Annotated in this window: 18 protein-coding genes; 8 read left to right on the plus strand and 10 right to left on the minus strand. The window is 72.9% G+C overall.

The genetic code is table 11. From position 1 onward, the window contains the following. Positions 1 to 62: 62 nt before the first annotated feature. Entirely contained in the window at positions 63 to 1139 is a 1077-nt protein-coding gene (locus ACIPLC_RS00930; RefSeq protein WP_400470611.1) for a S1C family serine protease, read from the minus strand. A gap of 208 nt (positions 1140 to 1347) precedes the next feature. Here ACIPLC_RS00930 and galE point away from each other — a divergent pair, with 208 nt between their 5' ends. Beyond that, entirely contained in the window at positions 1348 to 2334 is a 987-nt protein-coding gene (gene galE / locus ACIPLC_RS00935) for a UDP-glucose 4-epimerase GalE (protein ID WP_400469414.1), read from the plus strand. 74 nt (positions 2335 to 2408) lie between these two features. On the opposite strand, the gene ACIPLC_RS00940 is transcribed toward galE, so the two are convergent. Then, the gene (locus tag ACIPLC_RS00940) at positions 2409 to 4820 is read right to left on the minus strand and encodes a PQQ-binding-like beta-propeller repeat protein (RefSeq protein ID WP_400469416.1); all 2412 of its coding nucleotides are present in this window, start codon (positions 4818 to 4820) and stop codon (positions 2409 to 2411) included. Between the two features lie 435 nt (positions 4821 to 5255). Between ACIPLC_RS00940 and ACIPLC_RS00945 the strand changes: the two genes are divergently transcribed. Then, entirely contained in the window at positions 5256 to 5903 is a 648-nt protein-coding gene (locus ACIPLC_RS00945) for a TetR family transcriptional regulator (protein WP_030055725.1), read from the plus strand. 215 nt (positions 5904 to 6118) lie between these two features. Here the strand turns inward: ACIPLC_RS00945 and ACIPLC_RS00950 are convergent, their stop codons facing one another. The 6 genes from ACIPLC_RS00950 to ACIPLC_RS00975 form a co-directional block, all read right to left on the minus strand. After that, positions 6119 to 7063 carry a beta-ketoacyl-ACP synthase III gene (locus ACIPLC_RS00950; RefSeq protein WP_400469419.1) on the minus strand — a complete coding sequence of 315 codons (945 nt, stop codon included), beginning with the start codon at positions 7061 to 7063 and terminating at the stop codon, positions 6119 to 6121. Between the two features lie 207 nt (positions 7064 to 7270). After that, a complete protein-coding gene (locus tag ACIPLC_RS00955) occupies positions 7271 to 8509 on the minus strand; it encodes a L,D-transpeptidase family protein (protein ID WP_400469422.1) in 1239 nt (412 codons plus the stop codon). 111 nt (positions 8510 to 8620) lie between these two features. Then, positions 8621 to 9784: an aminofutalosine synthase MqnE gene (gene mqnE, locus ACIPLC_RS00960; RefSeq protein WP_400469425.1), complete on the minus strand. Its 1164-nt coding sequence runs from the start codon at positions 9782 to 9784 to the stop codon at positions 8621 to 8623. A gap of 45 nt (positions 9785 to 9829) precedes the next feature. Then, positions 9830 to 10798 carry a threonine/serine dehydratase gene (locus tag ACIPLC_RS00965; protein ID WP_400469427.1) on the minus strand — a complete coding sequence of 323 codons (969 nt, stop codon included), beginning with the start codon at positions 10796 to 10798 and terminating at the stop codon, positions 9830 to 9832. Between the two features lie 3 nt (positions 10799 to 10801). Beyond that, positions 10802 to 11260, minus strand: coding sequence for an Lrp/AsnC family transcriptional regulator (locus tag ACIPLC_RS00970; RefSeq protein WP_063348891.1), 459 nt, complete (start codon positions 11258 to 11260; stop codon positions 10802 to 10804). A 119-nt stretch (positions 11261 to 11379) separates the two neighbouring features. Beyond that, positions 11380 to 12054, minus strand: a complete 675-nt coding sequence (locus ACIPLC_RS00975; protein WP_400469430.1) for a UbiX family flavin prenyltransferase — start codon at positions 12052 to 12054, stop codon at positions 11380 to 11382. A 66-nt stretch (positions 12055 to 12120) separates the two neighbouring features. Between ACIPLC_RS00975 and ACIPLC_RS00980 the strand changes: the two genes are divergently transcribed. Together ACIPLC_RS00980 and ACIPLC_RS00985 are read left to right on the plus strand one after the other, a co-directional pair. Further along, on the plus strand, positions 12121 to 12864 hold the full coding sequence (locus ACIPLC_RS00980) for a cyclase family protein (RefSeq protein ID WP_400469432.1): 744 nt from the start codon (positions 12121 to 12123) through the stop codon (positions 12862 to 12864). 72 nt (positions 12865 to 12936) lie between these two features. Next, complete coding sequence (locus tag ACIPLC_RS00985) at positions 12937 to 13647, plus strand: MOSC domain-containing protein (protein ID WP_400469435.1); 711 nt, start codon at positions 12937 to 12939, stop codon at positions 13645 to 13647. A gap of 37 nt (positions 13648 to 13684) precedes the next feature. On the opposite strand, the gene ACIPLC_RS00990 is transcribed toward ACIPLC_RS00985, so the two are convergent. Both ACIPLC_RS00990 and ACIPLC_RS00995 read right to left on the minus strand, forming a co-directional pair. Beyond that, entirely contained in the window at positions 13685 to 14074 is a 390-nt protein-coding gene (locus ACIPLC_RS00990) for a VOC family protein (protein ID WP_400469438.1), read from the minus strand. 187 nt (positions 14075 to 14261) lie between these two features. Further along, on the minus strand, positions 14262 to 15035 hold the full coding sequence (locus ACIPLC_RS00995) for a TetR/AcrR family transcriptional regulator (RefSeq protein WP_400469440.1): 774 nt from the start codon (positions 15033 to 15035) through the stop codon (positions 14262 to 14264). A gap of 101 nt (positions 15036 to 15136) precedes the next feature. On the opposite strand from ACIPLC_RS00995, the gene ACIPLC_RS01000 reads away from it, so the two are divergent. From ACIPLC_RS01000 to ACIPLC_RS01015, 4 genes are all read left to right on the plus strand, one after another. After that, positions 15137 to 16363, plus strand: coding sequence for an FAD-dependent oxidoreductase (locus ACIPLC_RS01000; RefSeq protein ID WP_400469443.1), 1227 nt, complete (start codon positions 15137 to 15139; stop codon positions 16361 to 16363). A 30-nt stretch (positions 16364 to 16393) separates the two neighbouring features. Further along, the gene (locus ACIPLC_RS01005; protein WP_400469446.1) at positions 16394 to 17149 is read left to right on the plus strand and encodes an alpha/beta fold hydrolase; all 756 of its coding nucleotides are present in this window, start codon (positions 16394 to 16396) and stop codon (positions 17147 to 17149) included. Between the two features lie 116 nt (positions 17150 to 17265). Next, positions 17266 to 17661 (plus strand): glycine cleavage system protein GcvH, encoded by a 396-nt coding sequence (gene gcvH / locus ACIPLC_RS01010; RefSeq protein WP_400469449.1) that lies wholly within the window; start codon positions 17266 to 17268, stop codon positions 17659 to 17661. Positions 17662 to 17849: 188 nt separating this feature from the next. Continuing rightward, positions 17850 to 18641 carry a hypothetical protein gene (locus ACIPLC_RS01015; RefSeq protein WP_400469452.1) on the plus strand — a complete coding sequence of 264 codons (792 nt, stop codon included), beginning with the start codon at positions 17850 to 17852 and terminating at the stop codon, positions 18639 to 18641. Positions 18642 to 18747: the final 106 nt, after the last annotated feature.

The following is an 18747-nucleotide window of genomic DNA, read 5'->3' on the forward strand; positions in this document are numbered from 1 at the left end:
CCGGTACGGCGGCCGGCCCGCGGAACCCTTGCGCGGCGCACGGGGCCGGGCCGTACAGGCACTTAGGGCGTCTCCAGGGTGCCGAGGGTGACGTCGGCGGTCTGGCCGCCACCGTCCCTGGTGTAGGCGACGGTGACCTTGTTGCCCGGGGTGAGCGAGGCGAGCGCGGTGGTGAGCGCGTTCAGCGAGTCGACCGTGGTGTCCCCGATCTTGGTGATCACGTCGCCGACCCGCATCCCCGCCGAGGCGGCCGGGCCGCCCGCGGTGACCGCCACGATGACCGCGCCGACGGACTGGAACTGCTGGTTGAAGCTGGTCCGGGCGGTGATGCCGAGCGCGGCCCGGCCTGAGTTGGTGACCTTGCCCTGCTTGATCAGCTGGTCGGTGATGTTGGTGATGGTGGACGCCGGGATGGCGAAGCCGATGCCGGGCGCGGCCGCGCCGTTGGCCTCGGGCTCCGTCGCCGCGAGCGTGTTGATGCCGATCACCTGGCTGTCCAGGTTGACCAGCGCGCCGCCGCTGTTGCCCGGGTTGATCGCGGCCGAGGTCTGCACCATGTTGCCGATGGTGGCGCCGGGCGCGCCGCCGCCCCGGGGTTCGGAGACGGTCCGCCCGGTGGCCGAGACGATGCCCTGGGTGACGCTGCTGGAGAGGCCGAGCGGGCTGCCCATGGCGAGGGTGATCTGGCCGAGCTCGACCTTGCTGGAGTCGCCGAAGGCGGCTGGCTTGAGGCCGCCCGGCGGGTTGCTCAGCTTGATCACCGCGAGGTCGGTTTCGGGGTAGCTGCCGACCAGGGTGGCGTCCAGCGTCTTGGTGCTGTTGGCGAGGGTGACGGTGAAGGTGGTCGCGGTGCCCACCACGTGGGCGTTGGTGACGATGTCGCCCTTGTCGTCGTAGACGATCCCCGAGCCCAGGCTGTCGCCGGTGGTGATCTGCACCACCGAGGGCAGCACGTCGGCGATAACCCGTTGGTAGTCGTCCTGCAACTGGTTCCCGTCGGCCGACTGCGAGGGGGCCGACGAGGCCGGCCTGGCCGAGCCCGAGCCCGACGGGGAGCCCGTGGCCGACGAGGAGGAGCCGCTGCTGCACCCGGCCAGCGCCAGCGCGGTCAGTACGGCCACCGCGCCGGGCGCGAGCAACCGGCCGTGGGCCGCATTGGGCCCGGTCGGCCGGGGCCCGGCCGGCAGGGGGCGGGTGTGTTCCTTCTTTCGGCTCACCTGGCTGCCTCCGATTCGTCACCACGCTGAGAGCACGGAAATCTTTGTCAGCATTTCACCGATTTGTCCGATTTGACGGTTCAACTCACCGGGCAGCCACCACAGAACCCGAACGCCCTAGAATCAGCCCATGACTTGGTTGATCACCGGCGGTGCCGGATACATCGGCGGACACGTCGTCCGCCAGCTGCTCGACGCCGGTGAGCGCGTCGCCGTCCTGGACGACCTCAGCACCGGCGACGCCTCCCGCCTGCCGGAGGGCGTCGCCCTGGTCGAGGGCTCCACCCTGGACCGGGCCGCCCTGGACGCCGCCATCCGCGAGCACGCGATCGAGGGCATCCTGCACTTCGCCGCCAAGAAGCAGGTCGGCGAGTCCGTCGAGCAGCCGTTCTTCTACTACCGGGAGAACATGATCGGCCTGCAGACCGTCCTGGAGGCCGCCGCCGAGGGCGGGGTCAAGCGCTTCCTCTTCTCGTCCTCCGCCGCCGTCTACGGCATGCCGGACGTCGACCTGGTCACCGAGTCGACCCCGTGCGCACCGATGAGCCCGTACGGCGAGACCAAGCTGGCCGGCGAGTGGCTGGTCGCCGCGGCCGGGAAGGCCCACGGCATCTCCACCGTGGCACTGCGCTACTTCAACGTGGCCGGCGCCGCCTCCCCCGAGCTGTCCGACACCGGGGTCTTCAACCTGATCCCGATGGTCTTCGAGCGACTCACCGCCGGTCAGGCCCCGCGGGTCTTCGGCGACGACTACCCCACCCAGGACGGCAGCTGCGTCCGCGACTTCATCCACGTCTCCGACATCGCCTCGGCCCACGTCGCGGCCGCCAAGCGGCTGGCCGCCGACCCGGCCGGCGAGACCTCGCTGGTGCTCAACATCGGCCGCGGCGAGGGCGTCAGCGTCAAGGAGATGCTGGAGGTGATCGGCAAGGTCACCGGTTACGACACCACCCCCGAGGTGACCCCGCGCCGCGCCGGCGACCCCGCACGGGTGGTGGCCTCGGCCGACCTGATCCGCCGCGAGCTGGGCTGGGGCGCCCGCCACGACGTGGCCGAGATGGTGGCCTCCGCGTGGGACGGCTGGTGCAGCCGCCACCCCGAGGCCCGCAAGGCCTGACCGGACCGTCCGACGGCGGCGGGGCGGGCGCCCCGCCGCCGCACCGGTTCAGCGCACCGGTTCAGCGCACCGGTTCAGCGCGCCGGGACGGCCGTGCCGTAGAAGGCGTCCAGCGCGTACACGCAGCGGTCCTTGGAGCCGACGAAGACCCGGCCGCCGACCGCGACCGGCGAGCCGGTCAGCTCGCCCTTGGTGCCGAGCTCCCAGCGCAGCTGACCGCTCGCCAGGTCCAGGGTGTGCAGCGAGTGGTCCCGGCTGCCCAGGTGCACCAGGCCGTCGGCCACCGCCGGGGAGCCGACGATCTCGCCGCGCGCGGTGTAGCGCCAGCGCTCCCGGCCGCTCGCCGCCTCGAAGGCGTACAGCACCTCGCCGCTGCCGACCAGCACCATGCCGTCCCCGACCACCACCGGCTCGGCGCCCTGGCGGTTGCCGGTGACCCCGCGCCAGCGGTCCCGGCCGGTGGCCGCGTCCAGCGCGTACACCGTGCCCAGGTAGTCGGCCACGTAGACCGCGTCGGCGTCCAGCGCGGGCGGGGTGAACAGCACCACCGGGGCCTCGAAGCGCCAGCGCTCGGCCCCGCTGGCCGCGTCCAGCGCGTACACCCGGGAGCCGGCCGTCACGTACAGCACGCCGCCGCGCTCGACCGGGTGCGAGGGCACGTCCTCGCCGACCGGGACGGACCAGCGCAAGCCGGCGCCGCGCGGGTCGATGCAGCGCAGCCGCCCGGCGCCGTAGTAGTAGGCGGCACCGGCCACCAGGACCGGCCCGGACTGCGGGTTCTCGTAGTCCTGCTGGGCGTCGTCGGCCCGCCACAGCTCGGCGCCGTTGGCGGCCGAGCGCAGCTGGACGCCGCCGCCGCGGACGCCGCAGCAGAGCACCCCGTCGGCGGCGGAGAGCGAGTAGACCCAGCCGTCCAGCGAGGTGCGCCAGCGCTCGGTGCCGTCCGCGACGTCCACGGTGTACAGGTGCGGGCCGTCGGCCGCGTGCACCCGGCCGGCGTCCACCGCGAGCGCCCAGGCGACGTCCCGGGTCTTGTAGCGCCGCTCGCCGGAGGCGATGTCCAGCGCGTGCACCTCGAAGCTGGAGACGAAGAGCGTGCCGTCGGCGACCACCGGGGTGCCCCAGACGTCGTTGGACATCCGGAACCGCCAGGGGCGCCAGCGGGCGGCCGGCACCGGCGGCGGGGTGATCCGGCGGACCCAGTCGGTCTCGGCCGGAGCGGTGCCCGGGCCGGGCTGCTCGTGCTCGGCCCGCGGCCCGGGGCCTATCCGCACCGAGGCCCCGGACAGCCGCACCTCGACGGCCCCGCCGCCGCCCGGCGCGCGGTGCTTGTTGGGGGAGGCGATCTTCGCGGTCGGGATCTCGCCGTCGGACGCCCGGCCCGGCCGCGGCCCCGTGTGCACCGGCCCGGACGGCGGCGGCGCGTGCCCCCCGCCGGGACGGGTGCGCGGGTCGTCCAGGCCGGGGCGCTGCACCGGGACCTGCTGGTGCGGCTGCGGCGGCTGGTGGGGCTGGAGCGGACCGGCCTGCGGCGGCCCGGCCGGGGGCGGCGGCGCGCCGCCCGGCAGGTGGGCGGCCCGGGGCGGCGCGCTCGGGCGGCGGCCACGCCTGCGCTCGATCAGTTCCAGCGCGTTCGCGGGGAGCCAGTCACCGACCTCCCCGGCGGCGTCGTCCCGGGAGAACAGGTGCGGGGCCAGTTCGGCCTGGATCTGCGCCGGACTGGGCCGGTGCTCGGGCGAGGGCCGCATGCAGGCGCGGACCAGGTCCATCAGCTCGCGCGGCATCCCGGACAGGTCCGGCTCCTCGCGCAGCAGCTGGAACACCGTCTCGACCGGGTTGGAGCCGCCGAAGGGCGGGTGCCCGGTCGCGCAGAACACCATCAGCGAGCCGAGCGAGAAGACGTCGCTGGCGCCCCGGACGTTCCGGCTGTCCTTGGCCTGCTCGGGGGACATGTAGGCGGGGGTGCCGACCGCGACGTTGGTCATGGTGAGCCGGGTGCTGGAGACGCCGGAGGCGATGCCGAAGTCGATCACCTTCGGGCCGTCCTCGACCACCAGCACGTTGGAGGGCTTGAGGTCGCGGTGGATCAGCCCGGCCGCGTGGATGGACTGCAGCGCCTCGGCGATGCCCGCGATCAGCCAGCGGGTGGCGTCCACCGGCAGCGGGCCGCACTCCTCGACCAGGTCCTCCAGGGAGGGGGCCGGGATGTACGCGGTCGCCAGCCAGGGCACCCGGGCGTCCGCGTCGGCGTCCACCACGGCCGCGGTGTAGAAACCGCCCACCGTCTTGGCCGCCTCGATCTCGCGGGCGAAGCGGACGCGGAACAGCTCGTCCTCGGCCAGTTCCCCCCGGACGGTCTTGATGGCCACCCGTCGGCCGGAGGCGGAGCGCGCCAGGTAGACCAGCCCCATCCCACCCGCGCCGAGCCGCCCCAGCACCTCGAAGGGCCCGATCCGCCTCGGATCGTGCGCCGTCAGCTGGTCCACTCCGCTGCCACCTCCCCGTTTTCCGCACCCGCCGCGTGGTGCCGGACCCGATTCTCCAATGCCGCCCGGCCCATCTCCAACCTCCCCCGCCCAGAGCCGACGGCCACCCCGGGGGCGCCGCCGTCCGGCCGGTGATGACGGAACGGCCGGATTCTGACGCCCGCTCCGACCGCGGCTTGCGCCCGGACGCCCGGAGCCTCCACCTCGGCACCGATCTTTCGACGCCAACCACCGTCACGCTCTGTCACTCGACCACCCCTCAGCGGACTCGCCGTCACGCTGTGGGGTCAAAAGCACACGGGGGGGCTTCAACGGCGCCTACGGAGCACGGTGAATATCCGTCCGAAGTGGTTCATGCCCCTATAGCAACCCCCGTGCGGAGTAATAGTCGCATCACCGAATCGCGCCAAGATCGTGCCACGGTAAGCTGACGGCATGACAGGACAAGTTCGCACCGTCGACGGTCGCGTCGCCGGGCGACGCGGACAGGAGACGCGGCAGAAGCTGCTCGACTGCCTCCGCGAGATGCTCAGCACGTCGCCGTATCGGGACGTCAAGGTCATCGACGTCGCCCGTATGGCGGGTACCTCCCCCGCGACCTTCTACCAGTACTTCCCGGATGTCGAGGGCGCTGTCCTCGAAATCGCCGAGGAAATGGCCAAGGACGCCGACACCCTCAAAGAGCTGGTGGCCGGAAAGTCCTGGGCAGGGAAGTCCGGTCCGACCACTTCGGAAGAACTGGTCGACGGATTCCTCGCCTTCTGGCGCAAGAACGACGCCATTCTCCGAGTGGTCACGCTCGGTGCCGCAGAAGGGGACAAGCGGTTCTTCAAGATCCGCATGACGGTCCTCAACGCGGTCGCCAAGCCGCTCGCGGAAGCCGTCAAGGAACTCCAGGCGAAGGGCCAGGCCGATAAGTCGCTCGACCCGAACGCCGTTGCCGGGGCCCTGGTCTCGCTGCTCGCCTCGGCGGCCGAGCACCAGAAGGCCTTCACCTCCTGGGGCGTCAAGGTCAAGGACCTCAAGCCCAACCTCGCTCCCCTGGTGTACCTGGGCGTCACCGGCAAGAAGCCGCCCAAGTAGACCATCCGCTCAACCGACCATCCGCTCCGCGCGCAGCCCCGGCCTCCTGTCCGGGGTACGACGGACGGCGGCCGTGTCCTCGGGGGAGGTCCGCCGACGTACCGCAAGCGCGCCAGACACGCCGGTGGGCGGGCACCCCTCACACAGGGTGCCCGCCCACCGGCATGTTCGCGTTCCGGGCCCTCAGGGGCCCTGCGGCGCCCGGCCCCGCGCCGTCACGGGCAGCGGACCACCTGGCCGGCGTAGGCGAGCCCGCCGCCGAAGCCGAACAGCAGGACCGGGTCGCCCGGGGACAGCTCACCGCGTTCGACCAGCTTGGAGAAGGCCAGCGGGATGGAGGCGGCCGAGGTGTTGCCGGAGTCGACCACGTCCCGGGCCACCACCGCGTCGGTGAGTCCCAGCTTGGCGGCGATCGAGTCGATGATCCGCAGGTTGGCCTGGTGCGGCACGAAGCCCTTCAGCTCCGCCGGGTCGATCCCGGCCTGCTCGCAGGCCCGGCGGGCCAGCGGAGCGAGCTGGGTGGTGGCCCAGCGGAACACCGACTGGCCCTGCTGACTGATCACCGGGTCCCAGCCGGTGATCACCACGGCGTCGCCCTTCTCCGGCTCGGAGCCCCAGACCACCGGGCCGATGCCGGGCTCGGCGCCGTCCTCCTGGGCCTCGACCACCGCGGCGCCGGCGCCGTCGCCGAAGATCACGCAGGTGGTGCGGTCGGTCCAGTCGAGCGTGTCGGACATCCGCTCGGCGCCGATCACCAGCGCGCGCCGCGCCGCACCGGCCCGGATCGCGTGGTCGGCGGTGGCCAGGGCGTAGGAGAAGCCGGAGCAGACCGTGTTGATGTCGTACGCGGCGGGCGCGCGGACGCCCAGCCGGGCGGCCACGGCGGCGGCGGTGTTGGGGCTGCGCTCGACCGCGGTGCAGGTGGCGACCACGACCAGGTCGATCTCGTCGGCCGTCCGGCCGCTGTTGGCGAGTGCCTTCTGCGCGGCCTCGGTGGCGAGGTCGACCAGGGTCTCGCCCTCGGCGATGTGCCGGGTTCTGACGCCCACCCGGCTGCGGATCCACTCGTCGTTGGTGTCGACGAGCGCCTCCAGGTCGTCGTTGGAGAGGACCTTGGGGGGCTGGTAGTGGCCGAGTGCCACAATGCGCGAACCGCTCATAGTGCCATGGAACCGGGTTACCCACTGGTCAGCGGGGCGCGACCGGCTACAGGATCCGCCCCCTCGATCTGTAGGAGCCCGACAAGGGGCGTTGCGGCGCCTGGCCTCAGAGCACGCCGGGATCGACGCCGGGGCGAACACCGCCACGGACGACGGGGCCGACACCGCCCGGAACTCCGCCGGAACGCCGGGGTCAGAACGCCGGGGTCAGGCGGACAGCGAGGCCGCGTCGCCCATCACGATCACCGGGTGGGCCGCTGGGTCCAGGGTGCGGATCAGCTCGGCCATCTTGTCCTCGGGGATCGAGACGCAGCCGTGGGTGGGGCCGTCGTGGTCGACGTGGATCCAGATCCCGCCGCCCTTCTTCGCCCCCATCGGGCGGCGCGGGTCCAGCGGGGAGTTTCCGGGCACCCGGTTGTAGTTGATCGCGACCACGTAGTCGAAGGAGCCGGCCAGCTGGTCGCCGAAGAAGCCCGTCCCGGAGACCACGAAGCTCGGGTCCTTGTCGTACGGGAGCTTGCCGCCCGGGTCGGCCTTGCGGCCGCCGGCGTCGGTGAGCGCGAAGACGCCGATCGGGCTGCGCAGGTCGCCCTCGTTGTGGTCGGTGGTCCAGCCGTTGTTGCCGTTGTGGCCCTGCCAGGTCTCACCGGCCAGCCAGCGGCCCTCGGGGGTGCGGGTCCAGAGGGTGACGGCGTTCTTGTTGCCGTTCTTGTCCTGGCCGGAGGCGAGCACCACCTGGGTGGTCTCGGCGGGTATCTTCGCGACGAAGTCGGCGCCGAGGCCGGGTATCGCGGCGACCGAGCCGTCCGTACGGACCTGGCTGCGGTCGGCGGCCGGCGGCTGGGCCTGCCGGTCGGCGGCGGCCCGGGCGGCGGGAGCCGACTGGTCGGGCGTGCTGACGCCCTCCGGGCCGGGGCCGTCGGCGGCCGAGGCGACGGGCTTGGCGTCGTCCTGGCCGACGGTGTACCAGCCGGCGGCGGCCGCGACCAGCAGGGCGGTGCCGGCCATCACCGCCTTGCCGTGGCGCTTCTTCTTCGCCTTCCGGCGACGCCCCCGGGCGGCCGCCCGGGCACCCACGGGAACCGCGGCGGGCGGGGGCGTCGGCTGCCGGACGGGCTCCGGCTCGAACGCGTACACCGGTTCGGCGTCGTGCACCGGCTCAGGGGCGTACCCCGGCTCGGGGTCGGCGAGCGGTTCGGGTCCGGCGGCGTACGGCTGGTAGGGCTGGTAGGGCTGGTAGGGCTGGAACGGCTGGAACGGCCGCTCGTACGCCTCGAAGTACCCGTCAGGGGTCTGCGGGAGCTGCCCGTACTCGCCGTGGTGGTCCTGCCGGACGGGCTGCTGGTACGGCTCACCCGCCCCGTACGGCTGCTGCGGCGCCCCGTACACCGGCTCCGGTATCGGCTCGTACGACGGGTACGTGGTGGCGCGATGGGAACCGGACATGCCGCCGATCCTGCCAAAGGGCGTACCGGTTGGTAAACCCGGGGCGGGTGCGGAGGCCGTGAAGAAACGACGCCGCCCGGGCCGGGGCCCGGGCGGCGGGGAGGTCTGCGGTCAGAGGCGCATCGCCTGCGGGGCCTCGCGGCGCGCCAGGTCCGGGCCCTCGTACTCGCGGATGATCTCGTAGCGGGTGTTGCGCTCGACCGGGCGGAAGCCGGCGTCGCGGATCAGGTCGAGCAGGTCGTCGCGGCCCAGCTTGTTCGGGGTGCCGAAGTTGTCCGCGTCATGGGTGATCTTGTACTCGACCACGGAGCCGTCCATGTCGTCCGCGCCGTGGCTGAGCGCCAGCTGGGCGGTGGTGACGCCGTGCATCACCCAGAAGACCTTGACGTGCGGGACGTTGTCGAAGAGCAGCCGGGAGACCGCGAAGGTCTTCAGCGCCTCGGCACCGGTGGCCATCTCGGTGCGGGCCATCAGCTTGTTGCGCACGACTCCGTCCTTGGAGTCGTGGAAGTCGTGCTGGTAGCGCAGCGGGATGAAGACCTGGAAGCCGCCGGTCTCGTCCTGCAGCTCGCGCAGCCGCAGCACGTGGTCCACCCGGTGGCGGGGCTCCTCGATGTGGCCGTACAGCATGGTGCAGGGCGTCTTGAGGCCCTTGCTGTGGGCGAGGCGGTGGATCCGCGACCAGTCTTCCCAGTGGGTGTCGTGGTCGACGATGTGCTGGCGGACCTCCCAGTCGAAGATCTCCGCGCCGCCGCCGGTCAGCGACTCCAGGCCGGCGTCGATCAGCTCGTCCAGGATCTCGTCGGCGGACAGGCCGCTGATCTTCTCGAACCAGTGGATCTCGGTGGCCGTGAAGGCCTTCAGCGAGACGCTCGGCAGGGCCGCCTTCAGCTCCCGCAGCGAGCGCGGGTAGTAGCGCCACGGCAGGGTGGGGTGCAGACCGTTGACGATGTGCAGCTCGGTGAGGGAGTCGACCTCCATCGCCTTGGCGAGCCGGACGGCCTCCTCGATGCGCATCGTGTAGGCGTCCTTCTCGCCCGGCTTGCGCTGGAACGAGCAGTACGCGCAGGACGCGTTGCACACGTTGGTCATGTTGAGGTGGCGGTTGACGTTGAAGTGGACGACGTCGCCGTTCTTCCGCGTCCGCACGTGGTGGGCCAGACCGCCCAGCCAGGCCAGGTCGTCGCTCTCGTAGAGCGCGATCCCGTCCTCGCGGGTCAGCCGCTCACCCGCGTAGACCTTCGCCTCCAGCTCGCGCTTGAGCCCTGCGTCCATGCGGTGACCCGCCTCCTCCGACTTCGATTCCTTGCCGGAACGAGCCTACGCCTGTGCCGACAGCAGCTCCGCGAGCAGTGCGGGGTCGATGTTGCCACCACTGACCACGGCCGCGACCGTCCGGCCCCCGGTCTCGGCGCCGCGGTGGAAGTAGGCGGCCGGGGCGACCGCGCCGGAGGGTTCGGCGACCAGCCGGCCGCGACGGGCCAGCAGGGCGACGGTGGCGCGGATCTCGTCCTCGGTGACGGTGACGATGTCGTCCACGTACGCGGTGAGGTGCTCGAAGGGCAGCTCGCCGACCGACGGGGTGCGCAGGCCGTCCGCGATGGTCCGGTAGGTGTCGGCGACCGGCCAGGCCAGCCGGCGGCCGGCCCGGAAGCTGGCCTGCGCGTCGGCGGCCAGCTCCGGTTCGACGCCGATCACCCGGATGCCCGGGCGGGTGAGCTTGAGCGCGGCCGCCGTCCCGGAGATCAGGCCGCCGCCGCTGACCGGCACCAGGACGGTGTCCAGTCCGGCCGGGGCGTCCTCGGCGATCTCCAGGCCGACCGTGCCCTGGCCCGCGATGATGAACGGGTCGTCGTACGGCGGCACCCAGACGTAGCCGTGCCGCTCGGCCAGCTCGGCGGGCAGGGCGTCCCGCTCCTCCGGCGACACCAGGACCACCTCGGCGCCGAACCCCCGGGTGGACTCCACCTTCACCGCCGGCGAGGTGTCCGGCATCACGATGACGGCCTTGATGCCGAGCAGCGCCGCCGCGTACGCCACCGCCTGCGCGTGGTTGCCGCTCGACTGGGCGACCACGCCGCGGGCCCGCTCGCCCTCGGTGAGCGCGGCCAGCCGGTTGTACGCGCCGCGGGTCTTGAAGGCCCCGGTCGGCTGGAGGTTCTCGGGCTTCAGCCAGAGCCGGCGCTCCCCCTCGTCCGCCCACGGGGCGGGAACCAGCGGGGTGCGCACGGCCACCCCCGCGATCCGCTGCCGAGCGGCGCGAAGCTCCTCCAGACCGACCAGTGCCATCCGTCACTCTCCTTCGGGAGGGAGCTCGCTCACCCGGTTCTCCCACTTCGTGGAGAGTACGACGGTGGTGCGGGTGCGGGCCACGCCTTTCGTGCCCGAGATCCGCTTGACCACCGACTCCAGGCCCGCCACGTCGGCCACCCGGACCTTGAGCATGTAGGAGTCGTCACCCGCGATGAACCAGCAGTCCTCGACCTCGTTGAGGTCCTTGAGCCGGTGCGCGACGTCCTCGTGGTCGGCGGCGTCGGTCAGCTGAAGGCCGATCAGGGCCGTGACGCCGAAGCCGAGCGAGGCCGGGTTGACCGTCGCGCGGTAGCCGGTGATGACGCCGGCCTGCTCCAGTCGGTTGATCCGGTCCGTGACGCTCGGGCCGGAGAGTCCGACCAGTCGGCCCAGCTCGGCGTAGGACGCGCGGCCGTTCTCCCGGAGCGCCTGGATGAGCTGTCTGTCCACCGTGTCCATATACCGTCCGCGTCCTTCCGAACCTCACCAGACCCACAGATCATTATCCGGATTCCAAGGCGCCATGCGCGGAACAACCCGGATATCGCAGAGAAGATACTCTCCCGCCCCCGGCCTCCTCACTCCCCCTCAGCCGACACGCTGCCGTTCTCGCCGGCCCGGCGGGCCGCCGCTCCCAACTCCCCTTCCCAGCGCAGGTACAGGGAATGCGGGATGCCGACCGCGTCCAGCACCCGGCCGGCCACGAAGTCGACGAGTTCCCGCACGGTCGAACCGCCGGCGTAGAAACCGGGCGAGGCGGGGAGGACGACGGCGCCCTGCGCGTCGAGCTCCACCAGGTGCTTCAACGTCACCCCGTTGAGTGGCGTCTCGCGCACGCACACGACCAGCGGACGGCGCTCCTTGAGGGTGACGCTGGCCACCCGCTGCAGCAGGTCCTTGCTCAGGCCGAGCGCGATCCCGGCCACCGCACCGGTGGTCGCGGGCACCACCAGCATGCCCTTGGCCGGGTACGAGCCGCTGGACGGGCCGGCCGCGAAGTCCCCGGCGGGCCAGTAGCGGACGTCGTCCAGGCCCTCGTCGGAGCCCAGCCAGGCGGCCAGGTCGGCGCGCCAGTGGGCGTCCCGGAAGGAGATGCCGGTCTCGTCGAGGATGGTGAGCCGGGCGGCTCGGCTGACGATCAGGTCCACCGGCTCCCCGGCGGCGAGCAGCGCCCGGATCACCGAGGCGGCGTACGGCGTCCCCGACGCACCAGAGACCCCGACCACCCACGGCTGACGCTTGACTGTTCCCATGGCCCATTTCTATCCGGCTTCACCCGGTCGGGCCTCATCCGCGGGCTCCCCTGGAAGGATGGGGGCATGGCAGCGACCCTCGTCGACCTCACCCATCAGGTGACCACCGCGATGCCGGTCTACCCCGGCGATCCGGCCGTCCTGCTGGAGCCCGCGCTCACCACCGCCACCGCCGGGGTGAACGTGCTGGCCCTGCACCTCGGCTCGCAGTCCGGGACGCACGTGGACGCGCCGTACCACGTGGACGTCACCTGGCCGACCCTGGACGGACTGCCGCTGGAGCGGTTCACCGGCCCCGCGGTGCTCGCCGACCTGCGCGGGCTGGAACCCCGGGCCGCCGTCACCCCCGAGTTGCTCGCGCCCGCCCTGGAGCGCGCCGGCGAGGGGTCCGTCCTGCTGCTCGCCACCGGCTGGGCCCGGCACTGGGGCACCGACGCCTACCTCGCCCACCCCAGCCTGACCGCGGCCGCCGCCGAGGCGATCGTCGCCGCCGGGGTGCGGACCGTCGGGGTGGACGCGCTGAGCGTCGACCCCACCCCCGACCCGGGCCCGGGCGACCCGGCGGTCGCCGCGCTGCTCGCGGACCTCACCGACGAGCACGACCAGCCCGGCGCCGACGAGCCGACCCTCGCCGCGCACCGGGTGCTGCTGGGGGCGCCCGGCGGCGGGGTGATCGCCGAGAACCTGACCGATCTGCGGGCGCTGCTGGACGCCCAGGAGGCCGGGCGGCCGGTCGAGGTGTCGCTGTTCCCGCTGCGGCTGGCGGCGGCGGACGGTGCGCCGGTCCGGGCGGTGGCCCGGCTGGGCTGAGCGGCTCCGGCCGGTCGCCGCACGGGACTTGGTCTAGACCAAGTCCCGGCGCCGCCGCTACGCTGTCCGCCCATGGCAGAGATCATCGGAGTGATCGAGCGACTCTGGCGCTACCCCGTGAAATCCACCGGCGGCGAGCGGCTCGACTCCGTCGAGGTGGACGAGCGCGGCCTGGCCGGCGACCGCCTCTACGCCGTCCGCGACGCGGACGGCAAGCTCGGCTCGGGCAAGAACACCCGCCGCTTCCGCCGGATGGACGGCCTGCTCCGCCTCTCCGCCCGCCTCGGCCACCGGATCGACGGCCCCGAACTGTTCGACCCGCTCGGCCGCCCGGTCGCCGACCCGGCCGCGTTCCTGCGCGCCTACCTCCAGCGCGAGGACGTCGAACTCGCCCGCGAGGACGCCGTCTCCCACTTCGACCAGCTACCGGTCAGCCTGCTCACCACCGCCACCCTGGACTGGGTCCGCGAGGCCGCCCCCTTCACGGTGGTCGACGAACGCCGGTTCCGCCCCAACATCCTGCTGCGGACGCCCCCGGGCACCCCGCCCTTCGTCGAGGACCGCTGGTTCGGCCGGGAGGGGCGCGGCGGCACCGGCACCCGCCTCGCCTTCGTCCGCTCCAGCGAGCGCTGCGCGATGACCGGCGCCGCCCAACCGGGCCTGCCGCACGCCCCCGAGATCCTCAAGGCCGTCGTGCACGCCCACGACGGCCGGCTCGACGCCCTCGCCGAGGTCGCCGCCCCCGGACGGCTGAGCGTGGGTGACGTCCTGGCCCTCGACTGATCCGCACCGCCCCGTTCACAGCCTTGCGGGACGGACCTCAGACCGCCGGCCCCTGCCGGTGCGCCCGGATCAGGCACACCGGATGCCCGGCCGGGTCGGCGTAGACGCGCCAGCGGCCGACGTCGCGCAGCAGGACGGCGCCGAGGCCGAGCACCTCGCGCTCGGCGGCGTCCAGGTCCTCGACGTCGATGTCCAGGTGCGCCTGCTGGGGGTGCTCCTGGTCCGGCCAGCGCGGCGGGCGGTGGTCGGCGACGCCCTGGAAGCAGAGCACCGTGCCGCCGTCGAGGTGCAGGGTGGACCAACCCGCGCCGAGCGACCAGCGCGGGTCCGGACGGTCGACCTCGCCGCCCAGCAGGCCCGCGTAGAAGCGGGCCAGTACGGCCGGGTCCGGGCAGTCGAGCACGAGGCACTGCAGCTTGCCGATCACGGTCTTCCCCTCCGAGGAGTTCTGCGGCCGTGATTCTCGCAGGCGCCCCGGAGGGGCTCAGGCGGCCAGTCCGAGCACCAGGGCGGCGGCGACCGGGCGGCGTAGACCAGCGGGAACGGGACGTGTGCGTAGTCGCGGGCCCGGAGCACGGTGATGACGGCGCCGGCGAAGACGTTTCCCGGCGCCGCTACGGCAGGGCGACGGCCCGCAGGTAGGCCTCGGCGAAGAGGTCGATGGACTCCTCCAGCGAGGGCAGTCCGGCACCGAAGGCCGGTTCGAGGACCGGCCGCAGCAGGATGTGGTTGACCAGCGGGCCGAACAGCAGCTGGACCAGCACCGGGAGCGGCAGCGCCCGCAGCCGTCCGGCCTCGACGTGCGGCAGCAGCAGTCGGCCGAGGCCCTCGAACAGCCGCGGCAGGTGGGCCGCCATCATCCGGGAGGCGGGGCCGTCCGGTCGGGCGAACAGGTCGGCGAAGACCGCCGGAACGACCCGGGGCTCGCGGTCGAGGGCTGCGGCGAAGGCCCGGTGGAGCGCACGGACGGTGTCCTCCAGGCGCTCCGGCGGGTTCGCGGCGAGCGCCTCCAGGTCCGGCAGCGGGCCGTGCTGGAGGAAGACGGCGGTGAGCAGGCCGTCCCGGCCCTCGAAGACGGTGTGCAGGCTGGGCAGCGAGCACTCGGCGCGGTCGGCCACGGCGTCCAGGGTGACCCCGCCCAGGCCGCGTTCGGCCACCAGCTCGGCCGCCGCCGCGATCGCGCGCTCCCGTACCGGCGGCCGTCCGCCCGGGTCGACGCCCGCCTGCCGGACCGCCTCGTCCAGCGGCGCCCGGCAGCCGCCGAGCCTGCGCAGCAGGGTGCTGCGGGAGATGCCGGCCGTCGCGGCGATCGCCGTCAGCGGAACGTCCGCGACGTCCTGACCCCGGTCCTTCGCCGCCGTGAGGGCGGCCGCCACCAGATCCTTCATGTGAAGCAGCATACTACTTGACACCTGAGACAGTTCCAGAGATTCTATATATGCGAGTTCCACACGGAAGGTGATCAACCGAGCACTGTAGGGAGAGAGCCATGAGCGTCGTGATCTCCGGGGGCGGACCGGCCGGAATGATGTTGGGCCTGCTGCTGGCCCGGGCGGGTGTCGAGGTGACCGTGCTGGAGAAGCACGGGGACTTCCTGCGGGACTTCCGCGGCGACACCGTCCACGCCTCCACCGTGCGACTGATGGACGAACTCGGCCTCGGCCGGAAGTTCGCCGCGCTGCCGCAGAGCCGGCTCGGCAACCTGGTGGTGCCGGTGCCCGGCGTCGGCCAAGTCCCGCTGAGCGCCTACGACCGGCTGCCCGCGCCGTACAACTACATCGCGATGATGCCGCAGTGGGACCTGCTCAACTTCCTGGTCGAGGAAGCGCGGCAGGAGCCCACCTTCACCCTGCGGATGAACACCGAGGCCACCGGGCTGATCCGGGAGGGCGGCCGGGTGGCCGGCGTGAGCTACCGCACCCGGGACGGCGAGCAGGGCGAGATCCGCGCCGACCTCACCGTCGGCACCGACGGCCGGCACTCCACGCTGCGCCGGGCGGCCGGGCTGGTGACCGAGGAGTACCCGGTGCCCTTCGACGTCTGGTGGTTCCGCCTGCCCCGGCACGCGGAGGAGCAGGCCGCGCCGCCCAGCCTCGTCGCCGGCTTCGGCGCCGGCGAGCTGGCCCTCAGCATCGCCCGCGACGGCTACTTCCAGATCGCCTACTTCAAGCCCAAGGGCTCCGACCCGCAGCTGCGCGCCGAGGGCGTGGAGCGCTTCCGCGAGCGGATCGCCCGGCTGCTGCCCCAGTACGCCGACCGGGTCGACCAGCTGGCGAGCATGGACGACGTCCACATGCTCGACGCCCGGCTCAACCGACTGGACCGCTGGTACACCGACGGCCTGCTGCTGATCGGCGACGCCGCCCACGCGATGTCCCCGGCCGGCGGGGTGGGCATCAACCTCGCCATCCAGGACGCCGTCGCGGCCGCCGCCCTGCTCGCCGAGCCGCTGCTGCGCGGCCGCCCGACCACCGCCGCGCTCGCCCGGGTGCAGCGGCGACGCCAGATGCCGACGGTGGTCATCCAGCGGCTCCAGCGGATCCTGCACGGCGTGATGTTCGTCCCGGCGCTCACCGGGCGGCAGTCCGGCCCGCCCCTCGGGTTCGCCGCGCTCGTCCGCTACGTCCCGGCGGTCCGGCTGGGCATCTCCCGCCTGATCGCCTTCGGCCCCCGCCCCGAACACGCCCCGGCCTTCGCCCGGCGGCCCATGGCGTGAGCGGACGGGTCACCGGGAAGGACCGAGGGCATGACGATCCCTCACCGCCTGACCGGCACCGGTGACCACCACGTCCTGGTCCTGCACGACTGGTTCGGCACCAGCGCGGGCTGGGGCCCGTTCCTCGACTACCTCGACGGCGGCGCCTTCAGCTACGCCTTCCTCGACTACCGCGGCTACGGCGAGCGCCAGGACGTCCCCGGGGAGTACACGCTCGCCGAGATCGCCTCCGACGCGCTCGCCCTCGCCGACCAACTCGACTGGGACCGCTTCTCGTTGGTCGGCCACTCGATGGGCGGCAAGGCGGCCCAGCAGGTGCTCGCCGAGGCGCCGCTGCGGGTGCGCAAGCTGGTCGGCCTGGCCCCGGTGCCGGCCGGGGCGTACCCGCTGGACGAGGCCGGCGAGGCGCTGTTCTACGGCGCCGCCGAGGACCGTGAGAAGCGGTACGCGATCCTCGACCTGGTCACCGGGCAGCGGGCCGGCCGGGTCTGGCTGGACCGGATGGTCGACCAGTCGCTGCGGCTGACCACCCGCGAGGCCTTCGGCGGGTACGTCCGGGACTGGGCGACGGCCGACCTGGAGCGCCGCATCAGCGGAAACCCCGTCCCCGTCAAGGTGATCGTGGGCGAGCACGACCTCGCCCTGACCGCCGAGGTGATGCGCGGCACCTGGCTCGCCCACTACCCCAACGCCGAACTGGAGGAGATCGGCGGCAGCGGGCACTACCCGATGTACGAGACGCCGGTGGCGCTGGCCACCTCGCTGGAGTCCTTCCTCCACAACTGACACCCGCCTTCACTCGGCCGGGTGAGCTTCGCTTCGATGGGCGGGGATCTGTAGCAGGCTCCTCCGCGTAGCTGACGAACCGTCAGTGATGTCACGTCGACTTCGCGGAGACCTCCATGGCCAACGTCCCGGCAGACCTCAAGTACACCAAGGACCACGAGTGGGTGCGGACCACCGGAAAGGACAAGGCCCAGGTGGGCATCACCGAGTTCGCACAGAAGCAGCTCGGTGACATCGTCTTCGTCGAACTCCCCCCGGTGGGACGGCGGGTCGATTCCGAGGAGCCGTTCGGCACGGTGGAGTCGGTCAAGTCGGTGAGCGAACTCTTCATGCCACTCGCCGGGACGATCACGGCGGTGAACGAGGGCCTGAACGACGAACCCGAGCTGGTCAACACGGACCCGTACGGCGCGGGCTGGATGATCGAGCTCACGCTGACCAGGCCCGACGAGCTGAAGCAGCTGCTCACGGCCGCCCAGTACGAGGCCTTCATCTCCGCCGAGCCGGAGTAGCCACCCCCCGGTCTCCTCGGATCGCGTGCACAGGAAGTCGGAACCGCCGACTTCCTGTGCACAGCGGGCACCTGGTCAGACACGCCCTAGGGGCGCACGGAAGTCGCCGCACGCCGGGTAGACGATGGCGCATGGACCGGAGACCCGCACGCATTGGGCGTCTCATGCTTGTCGCTTACGTTCGAGACATGACAGATAAGCGAGTTGACGACACCTCGCCCGTACTGGCGGTGGGCGTCTCCGGAACGGTCGGGCGGCATGTCGGGCTGCAGCTCGCGGCCGCCGGGGTGCGGGTACGGACACTGGCGCAGCGGGAACTGCTCGACCCGGCGTCGCTGGAGGCGGCGGCCCAGGGTGTCGACGCGGTGCTGCTGGGGTGGCCGTTCCCTACGGCGGACGGGGCGGCGGAGGTGGTGGGGGTGCTGGCCCGGAATGTCGGGCGGGTGGTGTTCCTGTCGTCGCCGGCCGGCCGGGCCGAGGGCGAGGTGGAGGCGCTGCTCGCCGGCAGCGGGGTACGGCACACGGTGCTGCGGGCACACGGCTTCGCCACCGCGCTGCGGTGGGCGGAGGAGATCCGGTCCGGGGGCACCGTGCAGGGCTACGGCGGTGCCGCCGGGCTGAACCCCGTGGACGAGCGGGACATCGCGGCGGTCGCCGTACGGGCCCTCACCGAGGACGGCCACGACGGCGCCCGGTACGTGCTCACCGGCCCGGAGTCGCCCACGCAGGCGGAGCAGGTGCGGATCATCGGTGAGGCCGCCGGCCGCCCGGCCCGCTGGGAGGAGATTCCCCGCGAGGCCGCCCGCCGCCGCATGGCCGCCACCGGCCGGCCCCGGGCGGCCATCGACGGCACCCTGAACGTGATCCACGCCCGCATCGCCGCCCCGGAACCGGCCACCACGACGGTCCAGGACCTCACTGGCCACCCGGCCCGCAGCTTCCGCGCCTGGGCCACGGACCATGCGGCGTTGTTCCACTGAACGCCCCGCGAAGACGGCCGCGGGAGCGAGGGGTCACGCCTTCACGGGAAGTCGATCCCGTCGACTTCCCGTGCTCCCGGGCGACGCCTCGACCGCCCTTCGGGAC

Origin of the sequence: Kitasatospora sp. NPDC086801 (assembly GCF_044745805.1) — a bacterium.
Classification (GTDB): Bacteria; Actinomycetota; Actinomycetes; order Streptomycetales; family Streptomycetaceae; genus Kitasatospora.

Bases quoted from the DNA above. Each gene is read 5' to 3' on its own strand.
- galE (WP_400469414.1), top strand. From the start codon at position 1,348: ATGACTTGGTTGATCACCGGCGGTGCCGGATACATCGGCGGACACGTC.
- ACIPLC_RS00945 (WP_030055725.1), top strand. From the start codon at position 5,256: ATGACAGGACAAGTTCGCACCGTCGACGGTCGCGTCGCCGGGCGACGC.
- ACIPLC_RS00950 (WP_400469419.1), bottom strand. From the start codon at position 7,063: ATGAGCGGTTCGCGCATTGTGGCACTCGGCCACTACCAGCCCCCCAAG.
- ACIPLC_RS00955 (WP_400469422.1), bottom strand. From the start codon at position 8,509: ATGTCCGGTTCCCATCGCGCCACCACGTACCCGTCGTACGAGCCGATA.
- mqnE (WP_400469425.1), bottom strand. From the start codon at position 9,784: ATGGACGCAGGGCTCAAGCGCGAGCTGGAGGCGAAGGTCTACGCGGGT.
- ACIPLC_RS00965 (WP_400469427.1), bottom strand. From the start codon at position 10,798: ATGGCACTGGTCGGTCTGGAGGAGCTTCGCGCCGCTCGGCAGCGGATC.
- ACIPLC_RS00970 (WP_063348891.1), bottom strand. From the start codon at position 11,260: ATGGACACGGTGGACAGACAGCTCATCCAGGCGCTCCGGGAGAACGGC.
- ACIPLC_RS00975 (WP_400469430.1), bottom strand. From the start codon at position 12,054: ATGGGAACAGTCAAGCGTCAGCCGTGGGTGGTCGGGGTCTCTGGTGCG.
- ACIPLC_RS00980 (WP_400469432.1), top strand. From the start codon at position 12,121: ATGGCAGCGACCCTCGTCGACCTCACCCATCAGGTGACCACCGCGATG.
- ACIPLC_RS00985 (WP_400469435.1), top strand. From the start codon at position 12,937: ATGGCAGAGATCATCGGAGTGATCGAGCGACTCTGGCGCTACCCCGTG.
- ACIPLC_RS00995 (WP_400469440.1), bottom strand. From the start codon at position 15,035: ATGAAGGATCTGGTGGCGGCCGCCCTCACGGCGGCGAAGGACCGGGGT.
- ACIPLC_RS01000 (WP_400469443.1), top strand. From the start codon at position 15,137: ATGAGCGTCGTGATCTCCGGGGGCGGACCGGCCGGAATGATGTTGGGC.
- ACIPLC_RS01005 (WP_400469446.1), top strand. From the start codon at position 16,394: ATGACGATCCCTCACCGCCTGACCGGCACCGGTGACCACCACGTCCTG.
- gcvH (WP_400469449.1), top strand. From the start codon at position 17,266: ATGGCCAACGTCCCGGCAGACCTCAAGTACACCAAGGACCACGAGTGG.
- ACIPLC_RS01015 (WP_400469452.1), top strand. From the start codon at position 17,850: ATGACAGATAAGCGAGTTGACGACACCTCGCCCGTACTGGCGGTGGGC.